We start from the raw sequence: 22,008 nt of genomic DNA, 5'->3' as shown, positions 1-22,008 counted from the left end.
TATACGTAGGTGTAAATACGTACAAAAATAAGTGAGATTTTGTGAGTGAGCGAAGTAAAAAATAGGGGGAATTTTTGATAATAGAGTGGGTTTTGGCTGAATGTAAAAGGCGGGTTAGTCACAACAAAAAAGGCTAAAAATTAGCCCTTATTGTTGGTGATTTTTATAGCTCATGTTTAGTGATTATTCATCATGATCGTCACGTTGTTCTTGAGCAATCTCTTTGGCGGTCTTTTGTTTTTTGTTTTTCAGTTTTTGCCAAATCCGGCTCTCTTGCCCACGCCATAAGCGTTGGATATTTGCATGATGACGGACTAACACTAAGCACGAGAGCATGGCTACAGGGAACGTGAATTCTGGTTTAAACCACCACACATAAAATGGCGCCATTAGAGCACTGACAATCGCCCCAAGGGATGAGTAGCCACTGAGCAATACGGTGAGCAGCCAAGTGCCTGCCACCAAACCTGAAAGATCCCAACCGATTGCCGCGATGGATCCAAATGCGGTAGCAACGCCTTTTCCACCTTTAAAGTGAAAGAAAACCGGATAAATATGTCCAAGGCAGGCTGCAATCGCGACCAAGCCAAGATAGAATGGTTGCACATTTAAATAATAAGCAAGCCATACAGGGATCATCCCTTTCAGTACGTCACAGACCAGTACTGAGGCAGCGGCAGCTTTGCCACCGACGCGTAAGACGTTAGTTGCACCGGGGTTACCAGAGCCGTGTTGACGAGGGTCGGGTAATCTTGCCAGACGGCAGATCAAAATAGCACTCGATATTGATCCGCAAAGATAGGCGAAGATTATCATGCCAAGCGCGATAGCACTCATAACTAACTCCAAAAACGGTTTAAGCTATTTATATGTAATTCACTTCAGTCTTGGATAATACGCATATTTTTCCTGAAGTGGTATCAATTCAGCACATAAACGAGAAAATGACGTGATGGATATCGTATTTATTGAACAATTATCAGTCATCACCACCATTGGTGTATATGACTGGGAGCAAGATATTGAACAAAAACTTTTGCTCGATATCGAAATGGGATGGGACAATAAACAGGCCGCGATGAGCGATAATGTTGAATTATGTTTGAATTACGCTGAAGTTAGCGAACGTGTTGTTAGCTATTTAGAACAGAATAAATTTGGGTTAGTTGAAAGAGTTGCAGAAGAGGTTGCTCAACTGCTGATGAATGAATTTTTCACACCTTGGGTACGTATTCGAGTGTCTAAGCCAGGGGCTGTTGCTCGTGCTGCCAATATGGGCGTATTGATTGAACGTGGTACAAAAACCAGTTAGTGGGGATTGTTGCGTGGATGTTGGCGGTTGAAGTACCGCCAATATTTTCAGTTATTTTAAATCATTACTCTTTGTATTTTTAGCCACTCTTCAACTGCTTGAATACGCTGCTTAGTCAGTTCCTCTCGGATTTGTGCGCCTTGGAAACCCTGCTCAATAATCGATTTCACCGCGACCGCTTTGGCTATCTCATAGGATTGACGTAAAAATATCCCTTGAGGATAAGCTTGGTTTTCTAACCCTCCGCGACCTCTGGCATCAGCCTCACTCACTAAACTAAGCTGAGAAATACGCTCAGGTTTACGCCAGCTATCTAATCCATCAAAGATCCCCACAATATCGGCAGCGCTGAGCTTGTTAATCACATGGATCATATCGTGATATTTTGCAGCAAGGCAGGCGAGGTCTTTAGTGCTGGTTGGGATCTTATACCGCTCACACATGTCGATGATCAGGGGGATCCCTGCTTCTCCATGCTGCGGATGACTCGGCCAGACCGCTTTAGGCGTAAGTCCTTTACCTAGGTCATGGCATAACGCAGCAAAGCGCACATCAATATCTTTCGATAATGTTGCCACCACGCGCATTACCATCAAAATATGGATCCCTGTGTCCACTTCCGGATGCCATTTTTCAGGGGCTGGTACGCCGAATAGGTTATCAATTTCAGGAAATAGAACGGCAAGTGCGCCGCATTCACGTAAAACTTCAAAGTAAACTTGCGGTGAATTGGACATTAGCGCTTTGTGCGTTTCTGTCCAGACGCGCTCTGGAGTGAGATGGGATAGCTCTCCCGATTCCGACATGGACTGCATCAACGCCATGGTTTCTGGGGCAACTCGAAAGCCTTGAACATAATAGCGAGCGGCAAAACGTGCCACACGCAATACGCGCAATGGGTCTTCCAAAAAAGCATCAGAGACATGGCGCAGAACGCGATTTTTGAGATCACGCACACCATGATGGGGGTCGACCAATTCCCCTGTATCGCTTTGAGCGATAGCGTTGATGGTTAAATCTCGGCGCAGTAAATCATCTTCGATAGTGACGTCTGGCGCGCTATAACAGCTAAACCCTGTGTAGCCAGAACCGATTTTTCGTTCCGTTCTGGCAAGGGCATATTCTTCATGAGTCTTTGGATGCAAAAAGACAGGAAAATCTTTGCCTACCTGTTGAAAGCCTTGGGCTAGCATCGCCTCTGGCGTGGTACCCACCACCACATAATCTCTATCTGAGATAGGTAATCCAAGTAATTTGTCACGTACCGCTCCACCGACGAGATAGACTTTCATTTAGGCTCTCTTACATCCAACCATCATTACGTTTTTTACGGCGTGGAATAATGTGAGGCAGAAGTAGCCCTAAAATTAAGCCTGCACCCGCCACGCCACCACCGTACATAAACCACTGTAAAATTAACTCACGGCGACGATCATCCAGATTCACTTCAGCAATGTCTAACTTTTTACCCGCTTTGATGAGTTCGTTTTTCAGTTTTTCATTTTCTGCTTTGAGCTGACGCACTTCACTATCATTATCAGCCACTTTTTGCTGCATGTCTGCGGTGCGGGTATTCCAAGTATTGTCAATGTTATCTAACTGTTGACGAAGCTTTTGATTTTCAGCTTCTAACTGCGGAATTCGGCTTTTCATACTTGGGATGTCGCTAAGCTGATCCGTTGGTATCCAAACGGTGCGGCCTTTGCCATCTTTAATTTGAGCAAATTTATTATCCACTGAAATCAGTTCAACGGATTCACCTGCGTTTAGCGAGCCAACAATGCGGTAGTTGGTGCCTGGGCCACTACGGACATAAGTCGATAAATCTTCAGAAACGTAGCGTGTTTCAGCGTTTGCTGTGATTGAAAGGCCTAACCCCATGATTGAAACAAGTAAAAGTGGAATTTTTCGCATAGTGTTTTTATCTTTTCACGGTGAATGAGTGTCGTATTAATTAAATACTAATAAGTAAAGCCTATTGGTGCAAACGTTAAAGCATAGAGTTGTGTAAATGTTGAATGAGAATGAGAACCTTCCTAAGTCACTGGATAATACAATTTTTAAGCATGTTATTGAAACAACCCTCTAAGGGAATTTATATTTGTAGAATTTTTGGTTTCCGTGCGGTTTCTTTTCTCTGCTTTCAGGGATTGGGGTAATATGGATGCAGTAAAATTATTAAATAAGGAAATGTATGAACCACATAGAAGTTGAACTCAAGTTAGCGGCTCAGAGTTCTGCTATTGATGCTGTTCGTCAGTGTATTTCGACGCTTTCACCACAACATTCTGCGCCTCGCAAGCTGACTAATATCTATTTTGATACGGCACAAAGACAACTACGCCAATGGGATATGGGGTTGCGTATTCGGGGTTGTGATGGTCGTTATGAGATGACGATGAAAACGGCTGGGCAAGTGATTAGCGGATTACACCAGCGCCCAGAGTTCAACGTGGAAATTGATTCCCCTGAAATCAATCTTGCGGCATTTCCAGCAGAAATCTGGCCTGAAGGAACGGATATCGCGCAACTAGAGGATGAGTTGGAAGTTTTGTTTAGCACTAATTTCACTCGTGAAACATGGTTGGTGAAATTCGAAGATAGTGAAATTGAAATTGTTTTCGACCAAGGGGAAGTCTCCGCGGGTGCGAAAGATTTACCGATTCAAGAATTTGAATTGGAACTAAAACAAGGCTTTGTAGCTGACGTACTGAATTTAGCGAAGAAATTCGCAGATATTGATGGTCTGAGTTTATCCTCCCTGAGTAAAGCGGCACGAGGTTACTCATTATTGGCGAGTGAGCCTGTGCCTTTAGTGCGTCCTGAATCTGTGTTTGATTATGAAGAACAACCGATTGAAAAGTCACTGTTGCACATGCAGCAACTTTGCCAGCAACATGAACAGTATTGGCTAGCTGGTGGTGAACATGCGCGTCATGGGCTTAGTGAGTTTTTACGCTTTGTTCAGGCTTTCTTAGTGCATTACCAAAACTCTGCACCGCATTTTGTTCACGATCTCCCTCTGGAACAATTACGTTTGGATGTGACTGATGAAACGGTCAGTGCAGAAGGCTTTTGTTACAGTAGCCAATGGCTAAAATGCAAACTAGCCTTTATTCAGTGGTTAACCGCCTTAACATATACCGATGTCGAATAGGTACTGAATCTATGCCGCTTTCTTCTGAGCTTTTGCAGAACCAACACCAACGTATTATTCAGCTGTTTACGGAGCAATCTTCTGAGCTGCTTCCGCTAAATGAATCTGAACTGAATTTTCTCGCATTCAGTGATTTTGCGTTAAAACAGGTTCTCGCTAATTCCCGATTTTTACAGCATATTCGAATACTGCCCCCGGTAGGTGATGAATGGGCTCGCTATGGGGAATGGCTGAAAGAAGCGCTAGCATCGGTGACGGATGAAGATCATTTGATGCAGGTCTTACGCACTTTTCGTCATCATATGTTAGTGCGTATCGCTTGGATGCAAACCTTAGAATTATGTTCCCAGCGCGATACTATTGTGCAACTTAGCGAACTGGCTGAGGTATTGATTGTTGCAGCGCGAGACTGGCTATACAAAACCTATTGCCTCTTGTGGGGAACGCCGTGTGATCGTACTGGAAACCCGCAGCCACTACTAGTGCTTGGGATGGGGAAACTGGGCGGAAGGGAATTAAATTTTTCGTCTGACATCGACCTGATTTTTGCTTATCCCGAAAATGGAGTTACTCAAGGGGGACGTAAAGAGCTGGATAACGCGCAATTTTTTACGCGCCTAGGGCAGAAGCTGATCCGCGTTCTTGACCAAGTCACCATTCACGGTTTTGTGTATCGCGTTGATATGCGTTTACGCCCATTTGGCGATAGCGGCCCATTGGTCTTCAGTTTTTCTGCTTTGGAAGATTACTACCAAGAGCAAGGGCGTGACTGGGAGCGCTATGCCATGGTCAAAGCCCGTATTATGGGGCCTGACAGCATCCATTATGCGGATACCTTGCGTAAATTATTACGCCCGTTTGTCTACCGTCGTTATATTGATTTCAGTGTTATCCAATCCCTACGTAATATGAAAAATATGATTGAGCGAGAAGTTCGCCGTCGTGGATTGGTCAATAACATCAAATTAGGCGCTGGCGGTATTCGCGAAATTGAATTTATCTCCCAAGTTTTTCAGTTGATCCGAGGCGGACGAGAACCCGCGTTACAGTCACAATCTTTATTTACTGCATTACAAGGCATTGAAGAACTTGCATTATTACCAGCACAGCAAGTTACTCAACTGCAAGACAGCTATATCTTCCTACGTCGGTTAGAGAATTTATTGCAAAGTATCGATGACCAACAAACCCAGACATTGCCCGATGATGCTTTAAATCAGGCGCGTTTAGCGTGGGGGATGGGATTTGCGAATTGGGCTGATTTTTATCAGCAACTGAGTGCAAAAATGGCAACGGTACACCAAATTTTCGCAGAGCAAATTGGTAGCGATGGTGAGGAAGACAAAGTGGAAGAGTGCCATGAAGCGTACATTACGCTCTGGCAGAGTGAGCTTTCCAAAGAGGAGCTGGCAAGTTATTTACCGTCAAAAGATGAACTCGTCGCAGAAAAAATAATCCACGGAATTAACCTGTTCCGCCATGATCTTAATAAGCGCACTATTGGCCCCCGTGGTCGCGATGTTCTTGATGAGTTAATGCCAAAGTTGTTGGCAAAAGTGGGTGAGCGCGAAGATGCAGAGCGAGTGATTGAACGCATCACGCCATTATTGCTGAGCATTGTTAGTCGAACAACTTATTTAGAGTTGATGCTCGAATTTGACGAAGTGCTAACTCACGTTATTCGCTTATGTGCGGCTTCGCCAATGATTGCCGAGCAGTTAGCTCGTCACCCGCTTTTGTTGGATGAATTACTCGACCCGCAGTCCTTGTATCAGCCATTACCGCTCACCGCCTACCGCGATGAATTACGCCAATATTTAATGCGTGTGCCTGAAGATGACGAAGAGCAGTTGCTAGAAGCGCTCCGCCAATTTAAACAGGCACAGTTATTACGTATTGCCGCCGAAGATATTTCGGGGGTGCTCCCTGTGATGAAAGTGAGTGACCACTTAACGTATTTGGCTGAAGCGATTATTGATGCAGTGGTGCGTCAAGCATGGCAAATGATGGTCAAGCGCTATGGGGAACCCGATCACTTAGCTCAGTTCGATGAAAAACAGTACGGATTTGCGGTACTGGGCTATGGTAAATTAGGTGGCTGGGAGCTGGGTTATAGCTCAGATTTGGATTTGGTTTTTCTGTTTGACTGCCCGATGAATGCGGTGACAACAGGGGATCGTTCTATTGAGGCTCGTCAATTTTATCTGCGTGTTGCACAGCGTATTATTCATCTTTTTAGCACCCGCACGGCTTCTGGGGTATTGTACGAAGTGGATGCTCGCCTAAGACCTTCCGGTGAATCGGGCATGTTGGTCAGTACAATCCAATCTTTCGATGACTACCAAAAAAATGATGCATGGACGTGGGAGCACCAAGCGCTGATCCGCGCTCGTATGGTGTTTGGCGACAGTTCGCTACAGCAAAAATTCATGCAAATTCGCCATGAAACCTTATGTCTGCCGAGAGAGCCAGATGTGCTTCGTGAGCAGGTGCGGGATATGCGCCTGAAAATGCATCGGCATTTGGGAAGCCATCAGGAAAATGAGTTTGATTTAAAAGCCGATCCGGGCGGGATCACTGACATTGAGTTTATTGCTCAATATTTAGTGCTGCGTTTTGCGACAGAGAATCCGGCTTTAACTCGCTGGTCAGATAATGTACGCATCTTTGAATTAATGGCGCAGTACGATTTTATGCCAGAAGAAGAGGCTTATGGCTTAACACAAGCGTATGTGACGATGCGTAATGAATTGCACCATCTTGCATTGCAATCTTTACCAAGCCGCGTAGAGAGCCAGCAATTTGCGACTCAGCGAGCGCTGGTGTTAGCCAGTTGGCGAAAATGGCTGGAGTAATTGATTAGGTAGCAAATTATTTAGGCGATATCGTGCAATATGGTAGTATTGGCGGCAATTAATTGTAGATTTTCTTTTCATAACTGGAGTGCGGGATGAAAGTAACCCTTCCTGATTATAAGCAAGCAGGTGTCTTGGTTGTTGGTGATGTCATGTTAGATCGCTACTGGCATGGACCTACAAATCGTATTTCGCCTGAAGCGCCGGTTCCGGTTGTTAAAGTGACCATGGTGGAAGAGCGTCCAGGCGGCGCGGCAAACGTGGCAATGAACATTGCGTCACTGGGCGCAAATTCTCGCTTAGTGGGGTTAACGGGGATTGATGATGCGGCAAAAGCGCTGACCGAGAACCTGAATGGCGTGAATGTACGCTGTGACTTTGTGGCCATTCCTACACACCCAACCATTACTAAGTTACGTGTTTTATCCCGTAACCAGCAGCTGATCCGCCTCGACTTTGAAGAAGGGTTCGAAAATGTGGATGCGCAGCCAATGTTAGAGCGCATCGAGCAAGCCCTGCCTCATATTGGCGCGTTGGTGCTGTCTGACTATGCGAAAGGTGCATTAACCGAAGTTGAAAAGATGATTGCGCTGGCGAATAAAGCGGGCGTACCTGTTCTTATCGACCCGAAAGGCAACAATTTTGAGCGTTATCGTGGCGCGACGCTATTAACGCCAAATATGTCTGAATTTGAAGCGATTGTAGGTCGTTGCAAAGATAATAAAGATGTTGAAGAAAAAGGGATGCAGCTCCTGGAATCTTTGGAGTTATCCGCACTGTTGATTACTCGCTCAGAGCAAGGAATGAGCTTGATCCGCCGTAATGAAGCACCTTTACATTTACCGACTGAAGCACAGGAAGTCTTTGATGTTACAGGGGCTGGCGATACGGTCATTGGCGTATTGGCGGCATCAATTGCATCAGGTCGCCCATTACATGAAGCTTGTGCATTAGCAAATGCCGCAGCGGGTGTTGTGGTTGGCAAATTAGGGACTTCAACAGTTTCCCCTATCGAATTAGAAAATGCTATCCGTGGTCGCGCAGAAAATGGTTTCGGCGTAATGACCGAGAGCCAGCTGAAGCAAGCAGTGGCCGATGCACGTGCTCGTGGTGAGCGTGTGGTGATGACCAATGGTTGTTTCGATATTCTGCATGCAGGACATGTTTCGTATCTAGCAAATGCACGTAAATTGGGTGATCGCCTGATTGTTGCGGTAAACAGTGATGCATCGACTCGCCGCTTGAAAGGGGAAACTCGCCCAGTTAATCCATTAGACCAACGTATGATTGTGTTGGGTGCATTGGGTGCTGTGGATTGGGTTGTGCCATTCGAGGAAGATACACCGCAGCGTTTGATCTCCGAAATTCTGCCTGACATCTTAGTAAAAGGTGGGGATTATCAACCAGATGAGATTGCTGGTAGCAAGGAAGTGTGGGCTGCTGGTGGACAAGTGATGGTACTGAATTTCGAAGATGGTATTTCAACCACTAATATTATTAAAAATATCATGAAAACCAAATAATTAGATTTTAATTGGTTTTAGCAAAAGCCTAGCTTTTCGTCTGCATTTAACTGCGTACAGAAGTTAGGCTTTTTTGTTTGTGACTGAATCAATCTTCTTGTTTTTCTTCAATCACTTTTTCATCTGAAAAACGGGCTTCAAGTGCGCTAACGCGTTGCTCCATTTTCATCAGTTTTTCGCGAGTGCGCAGCAAAACTTGTGTTTGAATATCAAACTCTTCACGGCTAACTAAATCTAATTTACCAAGCTGAGATTGCAGCAGTGAACGAAGCTTTTTATCAAAGTCTTCACCTAAGTCACGCACGCCTTTTGGTAATGCACCTTGAATTTGGCGGGCAACTTGTTCAATTTTTTTCGGATCGAGCATTCGCGGGTCCTTCAGTTTCAAAATAACGTCAGTTTCAAAATAAATAATGTGGGGTAGTGTAATACCTGCGGCGTTACGAATAAACCACCTTCTAACATTATTATAGAAACCTAGCCTTTCATCTTGTTTTTATTGGCGAAAAGTGTGAGTAAGTTTCCACTTTATCGTTTGCTCGTTGCACCATTGAATTATTGGAGTTATATTAATTGCGTAATCTCAGGGCGGGGTGAAAGTCCCCACCGGCGGTAACATGCATCGCGCATGAAGCCCGCGAGCGCTTTGTTATCTTTGGCATTATTGTCATGGATAGGAAAGGTCAGCAGATCCAGTGTGAATCTGGAGCCGACGGTTATAGTCCGGATGGGAGAGAATCACTGTATCTGCATGTTTGTATCTTTTAGGTACAACACTGTTCTACATATTGAATAGCTAAACGGCTAGTAGACCGTGGTGTTTATTCATTTCTCGTACTCCTAAGACTGCCCTGGTTCTGGTAACTCAAATATTGTTAATTAAAGAAGGTTTTTACCATGAATCAGACGCTACTTTCCGAATTCGGTAATCCAACCGAGCGTGTTGAAAATGCAATTGAAGCCCTGCGCCAAGGCAAAGGTATCTTAGTTCTCGATGATGAAGATCGTGAGAATGAAGGTGACTTAGTGTTTGCAGCAGAAACCATGACCACAGAGCAAATGGCAATGACCATTCGCTATAGCAGCGGCATTGTGTGCCTATGCATTACGGAAGAACGCCGTAAGCAGCTTGATATCCCGATGATGGTGGAAAAAAACACCAGCCAAAACCAAACGGGTTTTACGGTCACAATTGAAGCTGCGAAAGGTGTCACAACCGGCGTTTCTGCGGCAGACCGTATCACGACTATCAAAGCGGCGATTGCGGATAATGCAGTGCCTGCGGATATTAACCGCCCAGGTCACGTATTCCCTCTGCGCGCTCGTGAGGGTGGGGTATTGACTCGCCGTGGTCATACCGAAGCGACAATTGACTTAGCTGTACTGGCAGGTTTTAAACCCGCTGGAGTACTGTGTGAGCTGACTAATGATGATGGCACAATGGCGCGTGCGCCAGATGTGGTGAAGTTTGCTCGTGAACACAACATGACAGTTGTCACCATTGAGGACTTAGCTAGCTATCGTCTTCAGTTGGAAAAAAAAGCGAGCTAATTCGCTAAGTTTTTAAAACGCTTTGCCTATAGAGTCATCGGCCACAAAGTTGCACACCTTTGTGGCCTCTTCAAATTTTTTGATGATCATTCTCATAATTCCCCCACTGTGTTTTTTCTAAAAAAGGGTATGCTGATACTCATTATCCTTTTTGTGGAATTGAGGTCATTATGTCGACAAATAACCAACACTTAACCCATCGAATGCCTGCGGTATTTATCGGTCATGGTAGTCCGATGAACGCGATTAACCATAATTCGTACACTGAAGCATGGGAAAAACTGGGCAAAACCTTGCCTAGACCGCGTGCGATTTTGGTGATCTCAGCACACTGGTATACCCGTGGAACGGCGATCACGGCGATGATTAAACCGAAAACTATCCATGATTTTGGTGGTTTCCCTGAAGCTTTATACCAAATAGAGTATCCAGCACCGGGATCTCCAGAACTGGCTAAACAGGTGGCTGAATTATTGTCTCCGGAACCAATTCATCAAGATAAAGAGGAGTGGGGGCTTGATCACGGCACATGGGAAATTTTAGTCCGTATGTATCCTCAAGCGGATATCCCTGTTGTTCAGCTCAGCATTGATGGTACGAAACCCGCAGCTTGGCATTATGAGCTGGGGAAAAAGCTGGCGGTATTGCGCAATGAAGGGGTATTGATTATGGGCAGCGGTAACGTGGTTCATAATTTAAGAGCGATGGATTGGCAAAATGCTAATGCAGCGCCTTATCCTTGGGCGACCTCTTTTGAACAGTTTGTGTATGACAATTTACACAGTCTCGATCAGCCGCATCCGCTCACTAAAGGGTTAGATCGTGAAGATGGTAAATTATCGAATCCATCGCCGGAACACTTTTTACCTATCTTACCTATTTTAGGAACTTGGGATGGCGAAGAAGGGATAAGTACGCCGGTGGAAGGGATTGTTTCCGCATCGCTGAGCATGTTGTCAGTGCAAATCGGCTAATATTTTCGAATCAGTTTATGCTTTCAGGTTGGTTAATACTGATAATAAAAAATAAGAAAGCGGCACGAAATAGTTCGTTGCCGCCTTCTTTTTATCAGATACCCTGTTTTATCAAACTAACAAAATATTAGTCGATAATAATATGGGGGTAAAAACGTGATAAATCCTGAGTAATCAGTTCTTTATCTTCACGAATACAGATGCCCGCAGGTTGATCGTTAACTAACCAGCTTCCCACTAATGTGTAGCTGCCTTCAAATTTTGGCAGTGAGTGGAATTGCTGGATAATCATCCCTTCTTCACCATAAGGACCATCCGCAGAAGCGATTTCTTTGCCATTCTCGATGACGCGAATATTCGCACCTTCACGAGAAAATAGCGGTTTAATCACATAGCTTTCAAGCTCTGGTTTGTTACCATCCGCAAAGTAGGCTGGTAACAAGTTTGGATGATCAGGGAACATTTCCCATAACATTGGCAGCAACGCCTTATTGGAGATAATACTTTTCCAGGCGGGTTCTAACCAACGTACACCCGCATCTTGCAGCTTGGTTGAGAAGATTTCTCTGAGCATAAATTCCCATGGATACAGCTTGAACAGGTTACTGATGACCTGATCTTGTGTATCGGTGAATTCGCCTTTTTCACCCAGCCCGATTTCATCCATATACAGAAATTCGGTCGCTACGCCAGCTTCGTTTGCACAGTCTTGCAGATATTGCACCGTGCCACGATCTTCTTCGGTATCTTGGCAGCAAGCCATATGTAGCAAGCGGAAACCGTATTGATCTTTAAGCTCACCAAAACGCTCAATCAGCTGCTCTTGAATGCTGTTAAACTGGTCTGCATTTTCTGGCAGTTTCCCAGCTTCGATTTGGTCTTCTAACCAAATCCATTGGAAGAATGCTGATTCATACAGTGACGTTGGTGTATCTGCGTTATTTTCCAGTAATTTCGGTGGATTTACGCCATCGTAAGCTAAGTCGAGACGGGAATATAATGAAGGCTGCTCACTTTTCCACGAACTACGGACAAATTCCCAACAGTGTTTAGGAATTTGGAAGCGAGCGAGTAACTCGTCGCTTTCAACAACGCGTTCAACCACTTTTAAACACATTTGGTGAATTTCAGCGGTAGCTTCTTCAATTTCTTCAACTTGTGCTAGCGTGAATTGGTAATAGGCATCTTCAGACCAGTACGGTTCTCCGTACATAGTGTGGAAGTGAAAACCAAACTCATCCGCTTTTTCGCGCCAGTTAGGACGCTCTACAATAGGAACACGTTTCATTACTTATCAACCACCCATTGAACGGGAAGAGGATGAGCTGGATTTTGCGGACGAAGATGAACGTTGCGCTGTCGCTTGTTTGTTGACTGTATCACCGAAACCGCCACGAGTAATGGTGGAGGTAGTCGCTGGTTTTGGTGCCATAGCCGTTTTTGGTACGCTCATTGAACGACCGCCAGCAACGGCTGGACCATAACTTTTACCCGTCGCATCAACAAATTTACCATTTGCTGGGCTGGCTGGGTTTTTAGAGCTAAACAGTGGTTGAGATGGTGCGCTACCGCCCATCATACGGCCCATCATGTAGCCCATCATTAATGGCATCCACATGCTGCCACTGCTTTGTGGTTGAGCAGCTGGCTCACCGGCTGCTGGTGTGCTTGTACCTGCGATGCCTGCTTGAGCTGGCGCCTGAGTACACATCGCTTCACCAAATTCTGCCACGCAATCTGCTTGAGTTGCGTATTTTGGCGCTGTTTTAGCGGCTTCATTCAATGCGTTGTTATAGGCAAGGGTACATTGGTCTGCTTGAGATGGATTGGCTTGGCTACAGTCTTGCGCGTTAGTGTACAGAGACACAGTTTCATCGCTCTCTTCACATGCAGACAGCATAAATACAGCACTGACCGCCACAGCGACAGGGGCTAAACGGTATGAGCGCCAAGACTTACGGAAGGCGTTCTGATTAATATTTTTGGTACGCTTCATGGTCATGGTAATTACCTTGAATGAATAATAAGTAAGGGGGTTTGAGATGTTGCCCTTAGAATAGGGGATATAGGATAAAAATTAAAGTACAAATGCTGCACAAATAATGGGAAATGATGGATTTAGCGAAATTGATTCCATTTTTGCATGTTGTTGGTGAAATCTAATGCTGAGTAATTCCTATTTTTCTTTGATATCAATAAATTAATTATGCTGATTTTTTGACTATGGTTGTAATTAAGTTTAGTCAGAATTGACTGAATTTTAAGAATTAGATGAATAAATAATACGGTAAGTTATTCATTATTTAGAGAACAGACAAATTCGCGTTATTTCAAAATAAGCGCTTGGGTGATAGGGCTAAAAAAATAGCCCGCCATTTGGGCGAGCTATTTTCATCGACTCAATTAAATGATTATTTAATTTTTGGTGCAGTCGAGTTGCGAATAATGCTGTCAGGTGAAGTTTGGATTTCTTTACCTAAGCTGGCATTTAAACGCGCAATATCATCTTCGTTTAACGTACCACGTGCAAATTCGATGTTCAGTTGGTTAATCATATAATCGTAACGAGCGTTAGACAGGTTTTGCTTCGCTTGATACAGCGCAGTTGTTGCTGTTAACACGTCAACGATAGTACGAGTTCCCACTTGGTAACCCGCTTCCATTGCATCTAATGAGCTCTGCGCTGAAACAACAACTTGTTTATAAGCGTTGATGCTACTGATTGATGATGTCACGTTGTTATACGATGAACGAACCAATTGGATAACGTTACGGTAAACGCTTTCCAGTTGTTCGCTTGCACTTTGGAAACCATATTGTGCTTGTTCAACTTTTGAACTTATTGCTCCACCAGAATATAGTGGCAAGCTTAATGTTAAACCAATACTGTTTTGGCCATTGTAGCTGTTATTTGCGCCACCGGTACGATCGTAACCGCTACCGTGTTTATACGTATTTGCTACGCTAGTTGATGCATCTAAATCTACGGTCGGCATATGACCCGTTTCTGCTAAACGGATGTTTTCACGAGACACGTCTTGCGCTAAGCGGGCACTCAGTAAGCTCAGGTTACGTTGCTCAGCTTCTTTTAAGATAGACTCAACATCGTCTGGATTAGCAGTTTTGAAGCGGTCGATATTTAAAGAGGCTAACTGGCTATAGTAAACACCGCTGACTTGGCGAAGTTTTTCAACCGCGTTAACTAAATCATTGCGACCAGCCACTTCTTGTGCAATCACGCTATCGTAATTTGCACGGGCGTTTTGCACGTCAGTGATTGCGACTAAGCCGACGTTAAAACGTTGCGTTGTTTGGTCTAACTGGCGGTAAACCGCTTCTTTGTTGGCTTGGATGTAAGATAACGCATCAATGGCTTTCAGTACGTTAAAATAAGCCGTTGCGGTATCTAAAATAAGCTGTTGCTGGCTTGTCTGATAGGTAACATCAGAAATTCCTGCGGTTTTTTCTTGAAGATCCAACTGACGCCATTTTGACATGTCAAACACAGTCTGGGTCAATTTTAATGACGCATTAAGACCCGTGCTTTCGGTATTGCTTGCATCACGGTAACCGCTGCCATAAGTTGCCCCAGCGCCTAAACCTAATTGCGGTAACAGCGGGCTACGTGCTTCGTTGATTTTCTCAAAAGCTTGATTACGTTCAGCAAATGACTTTCTGAGTTCCGGGTTACTGTCTTTGGACTTTTGGTAAACCTGAAGTAAATCTTCTGCGTAACTATTAGCACTGAGACCCACAAAACTCATCGCAATAAAAAGGGGAAGCAGTTTCTTCATTTGGATTCCTTGATTAAACAGCAAATTATATGGAGCCTGTTGTCTAAAACTTATCATGTTACGGACGATGATAGGCTGTTGGAACGCTGAAAAGAGAGACCGTTCTCAAAACAGACCCTATTGTTGCTCATAAATTTGAATAATGGCGCACATTGTAACAGAGGTGTGGCACGGAAAACGGTAGCCTTTTGTGCCATTTAGTCTCAATTAGTTTAAACATTACCTCATCTAAGGTTAAAAAACCTTAAAAACTGATTTCATCCTTCCATCTTTGTTAGTATAAAAATGAAGGAATTAGGAGACTATCAATGAATAATAAAATCGAAAACCCGATTAAATACAGTAAAAATGATATTGAAATTATATCTAAGCGTAAATTATTTAACGGTTTTTTTCAAATGATTGAATATCGATTTAAACATCGATTATTTGAAGGCGGCTGGAGTAAAGAAATTGTTCGCGAAGTGTTTGAAAGAGGGCATGCGGGGGCAATACTGCCTTATGATCCACAAACCGATAATGTCGTATTAATCGAGCAAATTCGATTTCCTGCCTTTGAATCAAGTGAAACGCCATGGTTGTTAGAGATAGTCGCGGGAATGATAGAAGAGAACGAATCCCCCGAAGAGGTGGTTCGCCGCGAATCAACGGAAGAAGCGGGTCTCACCATTGGACGTATAGAAAAATCGATTAGCTATTTATCAAGTCCTGGAGGCACTAGCGAGCGGATTCATGTTTTTGTTGGCGAGGTCGATAGCTCGTTGGCAAAAGGCATTCATGGCTTGGCCTCGGAAAATGAAGATATTCGAGTGCATGTAGTGAGCCGAGAGCAAGCTTATCAATGGGTTGAAGAGGGTAAAATTGATAACGCGGCCACCGTGATTGCCATTCAATGGCTACAATTGAATCATCAAAAGCTGCATGAAAAATGGGTGAAACTGATTTAAATAACCATTAATCTAGTGAAGTGTGTGCTGATTAGCAGATATTTAATGGATAGTTAGGTTAAAATCAGTGACCTACGCACTTCATGGTTTAGGTGATAATACTTAGCGCTATTTTTAAGGAAAAAGGAAGACTTTGGACAGCCAGCTTAAAGTGACTGCTAATAACCCTAAAGTTATTAGAATATTACAAGTTACTGATACGCATCTTTTTGCTGATACGGAAAACACCCTTTTAGGGATCAATACTTACCGAAGCTATCAGGCGGTACTTGATGCGATTGCAGAACAAAACTTACCTGTCGATTTAATCGTCGCCACAGGGGATCTCGTTCAAGACCAATCACCTAAAGCCTATCAACATTTTGCGGCTGGGATTGAGCGTATTCCTGCACCTTGCGTTTGGCTACCGGGAAATCACGATTATCCGCCTGCGATGGTTGGCACCTTAAAAATTGCGGGTATTTCGAGTGCGAAGCAGGTCTTTATTGGTGATGACTGGCAAATTTTAATGCTAGATAGCCAACTACAAGATGTTGCTCACGGCGAGCTTTCTGATCAGCAACTGGAATGGATGAAACAGTGTTTAGATGAGCAGCCGACACGCACGACACTGATTATGCTGCATCATCATCCATTACCTTCTGGCTGCACTTGGTTAGATCAGCACAGTTTACGAAATTCACATATTTTGGCGGACTATCTTAAAAACTACCCTAATGTGAAAGCGATGCTGTGTGGGCATATTCACCAAGAGATGGATGAGAATTGGCACGGTATCCGTTTATTAGCAACGCCATCGACCTGTGTACAGTTCAAGCCTCACTGTACCAATTTTGCTTTAGATACGGTTGCTCCGGGCTGGCGCTATTTGGAGCTAACGGTGAATGAGCAAGGGGAAAAAGTGATTGAAACCCAAGTTTATCGTTTAAATACTCAGGAATTTAGCCCTGACTTTGACTCAGATGGTTACTAATGGCAACATTACTGTATATCCACGGGTTTAATAGCTCACCACTGTCTGAGAAAGCGAATAATCTGAAACAGTGGTTGGCAGAGCATTATCCTCAGATCAACATGATTGTTCCGCAATTGCCTAATTTTCCTCAGCAAGCAGCTAAGCTACTCGATGATATCCTTGCGGAACATCAGCATGAAACAATCGGTTTAGTGGGTTCCTCACTGGGTGGTTATTTCTCCATTTATTTTTCTGAGCGTTATCAAATTCCCGCAGTATTAGTGAATCCGGCGGTGCGCCCGTTTGATTTACTCAGTGACTATCTTGGAGAAAACACCAATCCATATACCCATGAAACGTATGTGTTAGAACCCAAACATATGTATGAGTTGAAGGCTCTGCATCTCGAAAAGATACGTTCGCCAAACTTACTTTGGTTATTGCAGCAAATGGGGGACGAGGTACTTGATTATCGTCAAGCCGTTGCCTATCTTTCAGAGTGTAAGCAAACGGTGGAACCGGATGGGGATCATGCATTTGCTGGGTTTGAACGTTATTTCCCGCAGATCATTCGCTTTTTGTCTCTGGTTGATAACGCAGAGAAATAGTGCGAAAACGCCAATACACTGTTATTATCAACAGTAATCTACTGATTGAATAACCCCAATCTTCTTGAATTATTTAGGGTATAGTTCAATTAATCATCTATTACCGCAGAATGACAACATGACTCAATCTAGTTATAACGCAGAGGACATTGAAGTTCTCAGTGGTTTGGAGCCTGTTCGCCGTCGTCCTGGCATGTATACCGACACCAGCCGACCGAACCATTTGGCTCAAGAAGTAATTGATAACAGTGTCGATGAAGCCTTAGCTGGACATGCCGGACACATCCAAGTGATTTTATACCCCGATCAATCCCTCGAAGTGATTGATGATGGGCGTGGTATGCCTGTTGATATCCACCCAGAAATGAAAGTCTCCGCGGTTGAGCTGATTTTAGGGCAACTGCATGCTGGGGGAAAATTCTCCAATAAAAACTATCAATTTTCGGGTGGTTTGCACGGTGTTGGTATCTCTGTGGTCAATGCGTTATCAAAGCGTATTGAAGTCACAGTGCGTCGTGATGGTCAGGTTTATCAAATTGCGTTTGAAAATGGCGAAAAAGTCGAAGATTTACAAGTCATTGGTACTTGTGGCAAACGTAACACCGGAACCAGTGTCCATTTCTGGCCTGATGAAAGCTATTTTGATAGCCCGCGTTTCTCTGTTTCGCGTTTAACTCATAACTTAAAAGCAAAAGCCGTTTTATGCCCTGGCGTACAAATTACGTTTAAGGATCTGCTCAATGAAACTGAGCAAAGCTGGTGCTATAGCGATGGGTTAACCGACTACTTGATGGAATCGGTCGATGGCTTTGAAGCACTGCCTACCAAGCCGTTTACGGGTGAATTCTCTGCTGAAGTTGAAGCCGCTCAATGGGCGCTATTATGGTTGCCTGAAGGTGGTGAGCTACTGACTGAAAGTTATGTTAACTTGATCCCAACAGCGCAGGGTGGTACTCACGTTAATGGGTTACGCCAAGGCTTACTCGATGCGATGCGTGAATTCTGTGAATTCCGTAATATTTTGCCGCGCGGAGTGAAGTTATCTGCGGATGATATTTGGGATCGTTGCGCCTATGTTTTATCGGTGAAAATGCAAGATCCACAATTTGCAGGGCAGACTAAAGAGCGCCTTTCTTCCCGTCAATGTGCGGCTTTCGTTTCTGGTGTGGTGAAAGATGCCTTTAGCTTATGGCTAAACCAGAATGTCCAAGTTGCTGAGCAATTGGCTGAAATGGCGATTTCTAGCGCCCAGCGTCGCCTGCGTGCGGCGAAAAAAGTGGTGCGTAAAAAACTTACGAGTGGCCCAGCATTGCCGGGTAAATTAGCGGATTGTAGCTCTCAAGATCTCTCCATGACAGAACTGTTCTTAGTGGAAGGGGACTCTGCGGGTGGGTCGGCAAAGCAAGCGCGTGATCGTGAATATCAAGCCATCATGCCGCTGCGCGGTAAGATCCTCAATACGTGGGAAGTCTCTTCTGACGAGGTTTTAGCCTCCCAAGAAGTTCACGATATTTCTGTCGCGATTGGTATGGATCCTGATAGCGAAGATATTTCTCAGCTACGATACGGAAAAATCTGTATCCTCGCGGATGCGGACTCCGATGGACTGCACATTGCCACATTGTTGTGTGCCTTGTTTGTGCGCCATTTCCCTAAATTGGTCAAAGAGGGGCATGTCTATATGGCAATGCCGCCACTGTATCGTATCGATTTAGGCAAAGAGACTTACTACGCATTAGACGAAAGTGAAAAAAATGCGGTATTGGAAAGATTAAGCCGTAAAAAAGGCAAACCAAACGTCCAGCGCTTTAAAGGACTGGGTGAAATGAACCCGCCACAATTGCGTGAAACGACGTTAGATCCAAATACTCGCCGCCTCGTTCAGTTAACTATCGATGATGATAATTACACAGAAACCATGTCGAAGATGGACATGCTTTTAGCTAAAAAACGCTCGGAAGATCGTCGTAACTGGCTGCAAGAAAAAGGCGATACGGCAGAAATTGAGGTCTGATCATAATCGGATGAATAAGAGTAAGGAACGTATTGAATGAGTGAAATTACTCATGACGGTGTGGAGCGTTTACCGCTTCATGCCTTTACTGAAAACGCCTATCTGAACTACTCGATGTACGTCATCATGGATAGAGCGTTGCCATTTATCGGCGATGGACTTAAACCTGTTCAGCGCCGAATTGTGTATGCCATGTCCGAATTGGGGCTGAGCAACACGGCTAAATATAAGAAATCAGCCAGAACCGTCGGTGACGTATTAGGTAAATATCATCCACACGGTGATAGCGCCTGTTATGAAGCGATGGTGTTAATGGCGCAGCCATTCTCCTACCGTTATCCTCTGGTTGACGGCCAAGGAAACTGGGGGGCTCCGGATGATCCGAAATCCTTCGCAGCGATGCGTTATACCGAATCTCGTTTATCAAAATATGCAGAAGTTCTGTTAAGCGAATTAGGCCACGGTACCGTTGATTGGGTACCTAACTTTGATGGCACATTAAATGAGCCGAAAATGTTGCCTGCCCGTCTGCCAAATATTTTATTAAATGGTACTACGGGGATCGCCGTGGGTATGGCGACTGATATTCCACCACACAATGCCCGCGAAGTGGCAAGTGCGCTGGTGGCGCTACTGGAAAAACCAAAGTTAAATCTTGATGATATCATGCAGTTTATTCCGGGGCCTGATTACCCAACGGAAGCTGAAATTATCTCTTCACCGGAAGATATCCGTAAGGTTTACCAAAACGGTCGTGGCTCAGTGCGTATGCGTGCGGTATGGGAAAAAGAAGAAGGTAATGCGGTAATCACCGCGCTGCCTCATCAAGTTTCCGGCGCTAAAATCCTTGAGCAGATTGCGAACCAGATGCGCGCGAAAAAGCTGCCAATGGTCGAAGATCTGCGTGATGAATCGGATCATGAAAATCCAACGCGTTTAGTGATCGTTCCGCGTAGCAACCGCGTGGATCTTGATCAAGTGATGACTCACTTGTTTGCAACGACAGATCTTGAAAGAAGCTACCGTGTTAACTTAAACATGATTGGCTTAGATAACCGTCCGGCAGTGAAAGGGCTGGTGGAGATCCTCACCGAGTGGATCACGTATCGTCGTCAAACGGTACGTAATCGCTTAAACCACCGTTTAGAAAAAGTATTAAGACGCCTGCATATTTTGGATGGTTTACTCATCGCTTATTTGAATATCGATGAAGTGATTGAAATCATTCGTAATGAAGATGAACCAAAAGCCGTTTTAATGTCGCGATTTAATATTAGCGATACCCAAGCCGAAGCGATTTTAGAATTAAAACTGCGTCACTTAGCGAAACTCGAAGAGATGAAAATTCGCGGTGAACAGGATGAATTAGCCAAAGAGCGTGATGAGTTACAAGCCATTTTAGGCTCAGAAGCTCGTCTGAATACTTTGATTAAAAAAGAAATTCAGGCAGATGCTAAAGCTTATGGTGATGATCGTCGTTCACCACTGCAAGAGCGTGAAGAGGCCAAAGCACTTAGCGAGCATGAAATTCTGCCATCGGAGCCGATTACGGTCGTCCTGTCAGATATGGGATGGGTACGTAGTGCGAAAGGGCATGATATCGAGCCAAGTAATCTGAGCTACAAAGCGGGGGATAGCTTCAAAGGCGCTGCCCGTGGTAAGTCTAACCAAGCGGCGGTATTCCTTGATACCACAGGACGTAGCTATTCTGTCGACCCGCTGGAATTACCTTCTGCACGTAGCCAAGGTGAGCCGTTAACCGGGAAATTAACACTTCCACCGGGGGCGACGATTGAGCATGTGCTGATGGCGCCGGAAGAGCAGAAATACTTAATGGCGTCTGATGCGGGTTATGGTTTTATTTGCACCTTTAATGATTTGGTGACGAAGAATAAAACCGGTAAGGCTTTGATGTCGTTGCCTGAAAATGCAAAAGTCATGGCGCCGATTGAGCTAAATAACGAAAAAGAAGATTTGTTATTAGCCATCACGAAAGCCGGTCGTATGTTATTATTCCCTGTGTCTGACCTCCCTCAATTATCCAAAGGGAAGGGGAATAAAATCATTAACATCACAGGGGCGCAAGCCGCAAGTGGTGAAGACTTACTGGTTTGGTTAATGGTGATCCCACCTAGAGCCTCGATCACACTCTATTTTGGTAAGCGTAAACTGAAATTTAAATCAGAAGACTTACAGAAATATCGTGCAGAACGTGGGCGTAAAGGAACATCGTTACCGCGTGGTTTACATAACATTGAACGTATTGATGTTGATTCTGTGGATACAGAGTAAAAATAACAATAATTCAAGGGCTTGGT

The 22,008-nt window shown here is 44.4% G+C and carries 18 protein-coding genes and 1 riboswitch; of the genes, 11 read left to right on the top strand and 7 right to left on the bottom strand.

Annotation, left to right across the window (positions count from 1 at the left end):
• Positions 1-183 precede the first annotated feature (183 nt).
• Positions 184-837: a glycerol-3-phosphate 1-O-acyltransferase PlsY gene (plsY, locus tag GKR48_RS08010; protein ID WP_154627693.1), complete on the bottom strand. Its 654-nt coding sequence runs from the start codon at positions 835-837 to the stop codon at positions 184-186.
• Positions 838-952: 115 nt separating this feature from the next.
• Here plsY and folB point away from each other — a divergent pair, with 115 nt between their 5' ends.
• Positions 953-1,312: a bifunctional dihydroneopterin aldolase/7,8-dihydroneopterin epimerase gene (gene folB / locus GKR48_RS08005; protein ID WP_154627895.1), complete on the top strand. Its 360-nt coding sequence runs from the start codon at positions 953-955 to the stop codon at positions 1,310-1,312.
• A gap of 56 nt (positions 1,313-1,368) precedes the next feature.
• Here the strand turns inward: folB and GKR48_RS08000 are convergent, their stop codons facing one another.
• Both GKR48_RS08000 and GKR48_RS07995 read right to left on the bottom strand, forming a co-directional pair.
• A complete protein-coding gene (locus GKR48_RS08000; protein WP_154627692.1) occupies positions 1,369-2,604 on the bottom strand; it encodes a multifunctional CCA addition/repair protein in 1,236 nt (411 codons plus the stop codon).
• Between the two features lie 10 nt (positions 2,605-2,614).
• Entirely contained in the window at positions 2,615-3,226 is a 612-nt protein-coding gene (locus GKR48_RS07995; protein WP_154627691.1) for a TIGR04211 family SH3 domain-containing protein, read from the bottom strand.
• A gap of 280 nt (positions 3,227-3,506) precedes the next feature.
• On the opposite strand from GKR48_RS07995, the gene GKR48_RS07990 reads away from it, so the two are divergent.
• The 3 genes from GKR48_RS07990 to hldE all read left to right on the top strand — a co-directional run bounded on the left by GKR48_RS07990 (position 3,507) and on the right by hldE (position 8,847).
• Complete coding sequence (locus GKR48_RS07990) at positions 3,507-4,469, top strand: CYTH domain-containing protein (protein ID WP_154603391.1); 963 nt, start codon at positions 3,507-3,509, stop codon at positions 4,467-4,469.
• Positions 4,470-4,480: 11 nt separating this feature from the next.
• Positions 4,481-7,324, top strand: a complete 2,844-nt coding sequence (glnE, locus tag GKR48_RS07985; protein ID WP_154627690.1) for a bifunctional [glutamate--ammonia ligase]-adenylyl-L-tyrosine phosphorylase/[glutamate--ammonia-ligase] adenylyltransferase — start codon at positions 4,481-4,483, stop codon at positions 7,322-7,324.
• 95 nt (positions 7,325-7,419) lie between these two features.
• Positions 7,420-8,847, top strand: coding sequence for a bifunctional D-glycero-beta-D-manno-heptose-7-phosphate kinase/D-glycero-beta-D-manno-heptose 1-phosphate adenylyltransferase HldE (gene hldE / locus GKR48_RS07980; protein ID WP_036956264.1), 1,428 nt, complete (start codon positions 7,420-7,422; stop codon positions 8,845-8,847).
• A gap of 88 nt (positions 8,848-8,935) precedes the next feature.
• On the opposite strand, the gene ubiK is transcribed toward hldE, so the two are convergent.
• Positions 8,936-9,214, bottom strand: coding sequence for a ubiquinone biosynthesis accessory factor UbiK (gene ubiK / locus GKR48_RS07975; protein WP_006662951.1), 279 nt, complete (start codon positions 9,212-9,214; stop codon positions 8,936-8,938).
• A gap of 208 nt (positions 9,215-9,422) precedes the next feature.
• A riboswitch (FMN riboswitch) is annotated at positions 9,423-9,590 on the top strand.
• Positions 9,591-9,744: 154 nt separating this feature from the next.
• Between ubiK and ribB the strand changes: the two genes are divergently transcribed.
• Both ribB and ygiD read left to right on the top strand, forming a co-directional pair.
• The gene (ribB, locus tag GKR48_RS07970; RefSeq protein WP_154627689.1) at positions 9,745-10,398 is read left to right on the top strand and encodes a 3,4-dihydroxy-2-butanone-4-phosphate synthase; all 654 of its coding nucleotides are present in this window, start codon (positions 9,745-9,747) and stop codon (positions 10,396-10,398) included.
• Between the two features lie 170 nt (positions 10,399-10,568).
• Positions 10,569-11,372, top strand: a complete 804-nt coding sequence (ygiD, locus tag GKR48_RS07965) for a 4,5-DOPA dioxygenase extradiol (protein ID WP_195848232.1) — start codon at positions 10,569-10,571, stop codon at positions 11,370-11,372.
• Between the two features lie 127 nt (positions 11,373-11,499).
• On the opposite strand, the gene GKR48_RS07960 is transcribed toward ygiD, so the two are convergent.
• The 3 genes from GKR48_RS07960 to tolC form a co-directional block, all read right to left on the bottom strand.
• A complete protein-coding gene (locus GKR48_RS07960) occupies positions 11,500-12,660 on the bottom strand; it encodes a glutathionylspermidine synthase family protein (RefSeq protein ID WP_154603388.1) in 1,161 nt (386 codons plus the stop codon).
• Between the two features lie 6 nt (positions 12,661-12,666).
• A complete protein-coding gene (locus GKR48_RS07955; RefSeq protein ID WP_154627688.1) occupies positions 12,667-13,374 on the bottom strand; it encodes a DUF1190 family protein in 708 nt (235 codons plus the stop codon).
• A 409-nt stretch (positions 13,375-13,783) separates the two neighbouring features.
• Positions 13,784-15,166 (bottom strand): outer membrane channel protein TolC, encoded by a 1,383-nt coding sequence (gene tolC / locus GKR48_RS07950; protein WP_154627687.1) that lies wholly within the window; start codon positions 15,164-15,166, stop codon positions 13,784-13,786.
• Between the two features lie 308 nt (positions 15,167-15,474).
• Here tolC and nudF point away from each other — a divergent pair, with 308 nt between their 5' ends.
• From nudF to parC, 5 genes are all read left to right on the top strand, one after another.
• On the top strand, positions 15,475-16,113 hold the full coding sequence (nudF, locus tag GKR48_RS07945; RefSeq protein ID WP_154603385.1) for an ADP-ribose diphosphatase: 639 nt from the start codon (positions 15,475-15,477) through the stop codon (positions 16,111-16,113).
• 133 nt (positions 16,114-16,246) lie between these two features.
• A complete protein-coding gene (cpdA, locus tag GKR48_RS07940) occupies positions 16,247-17,086 on the top strand; it encodes a 3',5'-cyclic-AMP phosphodiesterase (RefSeq protein WP_154627686.1) in 840 nt (279 codons plus the stop codon).
• Positions 17,086-17,676 (top strand): esterase YqiA, encoded by a 591-nt coding sequence (yqiA, locus tag GKR48_RS07935; RefSeq protein WP_154627685.1) that lies wholly within the window; start codon positions 17,086-17,088, stop codon positions 17,674-17,676. The genes cpdA and yqiA overlap by 1 nt, the downstream gene beginning before the upstream one ends.
• Positions 17,677-17,794: 118 nt before the next feature.
• The gene (gene parE, locus GKR48_RS07930) at positions 17,795-19,690 is read left to right on the top strand and encodes a DNA topoisomerase IV subunit B (protein ID WP_154627684.1); all 1,896 of its coding nucleotides are present in this window, start codon (positions 17,795-17,797) and stop codon (positions 19,688-19,690) included.
• 36 nt (positions 19,691-19,726) lie between these two features.
• The gene (parC, locus tag GKR48_RS07925; RefSeq protein WP_154627683.1) at positions 19,727-21,982 is read left to right on the top strand and encodes a DNA topoisomerase IV subunit A; all 2,256 of its coding nucleotides are present in this window, start codon (positions 19,727-19,729) and stop codon (positions 21,980-21,982) included.
• Positions 21,983-22,008: the final 26 nt, after the last annotated feature.

The sequence above is a fragment of the Providencia sp. wls1943 genome, assembly GCF_009706275.1.
Lineage (GTDB): Bacteria > Pseudomonadota > Gammaproteobacteria > Enterobacterales > Enterobacteriaceae > Providencia > Providencia zhijiangensis.
Note: the sequence above shows the minus strand (reverse complement) of the source record. Positions and strands in the feature narration are given on the sequence as shown.